Annotated in this window: 1 protein-coding gene and 1 pseudogene; one reads left to right on the forward strand and one right to left on the reverse strand. The window is 74.1% G+C overall.

Features of this window, described 5'->3' with window-relative positions; all coding sequences use genetic code 11:
* Positions 1 to 153 precede the first annotated feature (153 nt).
* Positions 154 to 1,722: an MFS transporter gene (locus tag AB0F81_RS50925; protein ID WP_360211650.1), complete on the reverse strand. Its 1,569-nt coding sequence runs from the start codon at positions 1,720 to 1,722 to the stop codon at positions 154 to 156.
* Between the two features lie 150 nt (positions 1,723 to 1,872).
* Here AB0F81_RS50925 and AB0F81_RS50930 point away from each other — a divergent pair.
* Positions 1,873 to 3,085 (forward strand): annotated as a pseudogene (locus AB0F81_RS50930) (hypothetical protein); the annotation flags it as partial.

The following is a 3,085-nucleotide window of genomic DNA, read 5'->3' on the forward strand; positions in this document are numbered from 1 at the left end:
CGCTTCGGCGCGGCGCCCCCGGCTCCGACGCTTCGTGTGGTGGCGCGGCGGTGGGGGCTGGCGGGGGGGGGGCCCCGCCGCTGCCTCCGGCCGCCCCCCCCCCCCCCGGTACTGCGCTTGCCGTGGTCATGGCTGACATTGTTACCGACCGGTTTACGCGCCGACCAGTTCCACGTCCTGCGGCTCGGCGGCGGCCGCCGGGGCAGCCCCGCCGGGCCGGCGGCCGGGCAGCCAGATCGCCGCGACCAGCGCGCCGAGCAGCGCGAACACCAGCGTGCCGACGGCGGCGTAGTGCATCGCGGTGATGAACGCCGCGTTCGCCTGGCTGATCAGGTCGGCGCCGGCCGGGCCGGCCTGGGCGGCCACCGCGTACGCGCCGGCGACCGACTCGCGAGCGGCCTCCTCGGCGGCCTGGGGCAGGCCCGCGGCGGCGTCGCCGAGATGCCCCCGGTACGCCGAGGACACCACCGCGCCCAGCACCGCCACGCCGAGCGCCCCGCCCAGCTGCCGGATCGTGTTGCTGACCGCCGAACCGACGCCCGCCTTCTCCCGGGGCAGCGCGGCCATGATCGCCTCGGTGGCCGGCGGCATCACGTTGGCCATGCCGACGCCCTGCACGAAGAACGCCACGGCGACCACCCAGATCGGCGTCTCGCCACCGATCAGCAGCCACGTGGAGAGCGCCGCCGCGACCAGCAGCAGTCCGGCGGTGCTGACCGCCTTCGGGCCGAACCGCTTGACCATGGTGGCGCTGAGCGGCGCGAAGATCATCTGACCGATCGCAAACGGGACGAACAGCGCGCCGGACGCGAGCGGGCCGTAGCCGCGGACCAGCTGCAGGTAGAACGCGCCGAAGAACATCGCGCCCATGGCCGCGAAGAAGACCAGGCCGACGATGCCGACCGAGGCGGAGAACTGCCGGTTCTTGAAGAGCCGGACGTCCAGCGACGGGAAGTCGATCCGGCTCTGGTAGAGCACGAAGGCGGCCAGCACCAGCACGCCGGCGGTGATCGTGGCCCAGGCCGCGGTCTCGGTGAAGCCGTCCTCGCCGCCCTTGATCACGCCGTAGGTGAGCAGGGTGAGGCCGATGATCGAGAGCACCACGCCGAGCACGTCGATCCGGTTCGGCTTCGGGTCACGGGACTCCGGCACCAGCACCGCGACCAGGATGACGCCGGCGATCACGATCGGCACGTTGATCAGGAAGACCGAGCCCCACCAGAAGTTCTCCAGCAGCAGGCCGCCGATGACCGGGCCGATCGCCACGGCCAGGCCGACCGCGCCGGCCCAGACGCCGATGGCGCGGGCCCGCTCGCGGGGATCGAACACGTTGGCGATGATCGACAGGGTGGCCGGCATGACGGCCGCGGCGCCCAGGCCCATCACCGCGCGGGCGGCGATCAGCTGGTCCGGCGAGCCGGCGTAGGCCGAGATCAGCGACGCGACCCCGAAGATCACCAGGCCGGCGATCAGGCTGAGCCGGCGGCCCAGCCGGTCGGCGAGGATGCCGGCGGTGAACAGCAGCCCGGCGAAGACCAGGGTGTACGAGTTGATCGCCCACTCCAGCTCGCTCTGGGTGGCGCCGAGACCGCGTTCCGGGTCGGAGATCGTGCTCAGCGCGACGTTGAGCACGGTGTTGTCGAGCACGACCACGAGCAGGCTGATCACCAGCACGCCGAGGATGGCCCAACGCCGGGGATGCCCGGTTTGCGGGTTGTCCATGATGTTGCCCCCGATTTCGAAACGAAACGGTTCCGTATTCGTCGAGAACACTAGGCCCGGCTCGATGAAAACGGAACGTCCTCGTATCGAAATGTGCCGGTGGTCACCGACACGCTCAAAACGGGTTGCGCGGCCGGGCAGGATGGGCGTGTGATCAGCTCGGCGGGGGACCTGGACGCACTGCCCTTCGGACAGCGGCTGGCCGAGGTGGCGCGCTGGGCGCGAAGCTCTCCCGACCGGGCCCGGGTCTGCGCCGACCTGCGCGGCCGCGGGCCGTATGAGAGGTTTCTCGCCCTGCACGCCGCGCTGGTGGCCGGCGCCCCCGGCGAGGTGCTGGCCGCGCTCGACGACCCGGACCCGGCGATGCGCGGGCCGGCGCTCCAGGCGTCGCTGCGGGCCGGCTGGCTGACCGAACCCGATCTCGACGTGCCGGCCGCCGACCGGCACCTGATCTACCGCACGGTGCGGGCCGGGCGGGTCCCGGCGGTCGCCGACGCGCTGCTTCCCCGGGTCCGGGAGCGGTTCGGCGACACCGAGGCCGCGGCGCTGCTGCCGGGGTGCGGCGCCGGGACCGTCCGGCGGCTGCTGCCCGAGCTGGACCACGCCACCAACCTCACCGCCCTGGCCGAGCGCCACCCCGGGCCGCTGCTCGACCACGTGACCGCCGTGCTGGAGGCGGCCGGCCCGGCGCTCCGGAGCCGGCTCTGGGACCGGGTGGGTCACGCCGTCCTGCGCTGCCCGCCGGCCCCGGTGCTGCGGCTGCTGGAACGGTTCGCCCCCGAGGACCGGCTGCCCGGCGCTCTCGCCCGGTACGGTCCGCTGGCCGCCCACGATCCGCGCCGCCTGGCCGCTCTGCTCACCGCGCCCGGGCGTGCCTCCTGGGTGAGCTGGCAGCGGCTTCCCCGGCCGGTGCTGCGCCACCTGATCACCCTGCCCGACGAGGATCTGCTCGCACTCGGCCGCCGGTTGCGGCAGAGCAGCGGCTTCGCCGCCCTGTTGAAGGCGATGCCGCCGAGCCGTCGGGCCGCCTACTACGACCGCGTCCAGGAGGACGCCGGCCCCGCCATCCCGGACACGGCCACCATGGAGGTGCTGCCGCACGCCCTGCGCGCCCGCGAAGCCGTCCGGGCGCTCGGCCGGCCCTGGGCCCGGGACAACGAGGCAGCGGTCCTCACCTGGAGTGCGCATCTGCTCTGGCCGCAGGCGCGGGCGGCGCTGTCCGGCGCGCTGCGCAGCGGCGACGCCGAGGTCCGCGCCCGCGGTTACCAGCTGCTGATCGCCGCCGCCCGGCGCTCGCGCGACCCACGGGGGCCGCAACGAGGTCGACGTCCTCAAGCAGTTCGAGAACGCGTACGACGGCTCG

Source organism: Actinoplanes sp. NPDC024001 (assembly GCF_040638955.1).
Taxonomy (GTDB): Bacteria; Actinomycetota; Actinomycetes; order Mycobacteriales; family Micromonosporaceae; genus Actinoplanes.

Excerpts from the sequence above, each read along its gene's own strand:
- AB0F81_RS50925 (WP_360211650.1), bottom strand. The coding sequence starts at position 1,722 with ATGGACAACCCGCAAACCGGGCATCCCCGGCGTTGGGCCATCCTCGGC.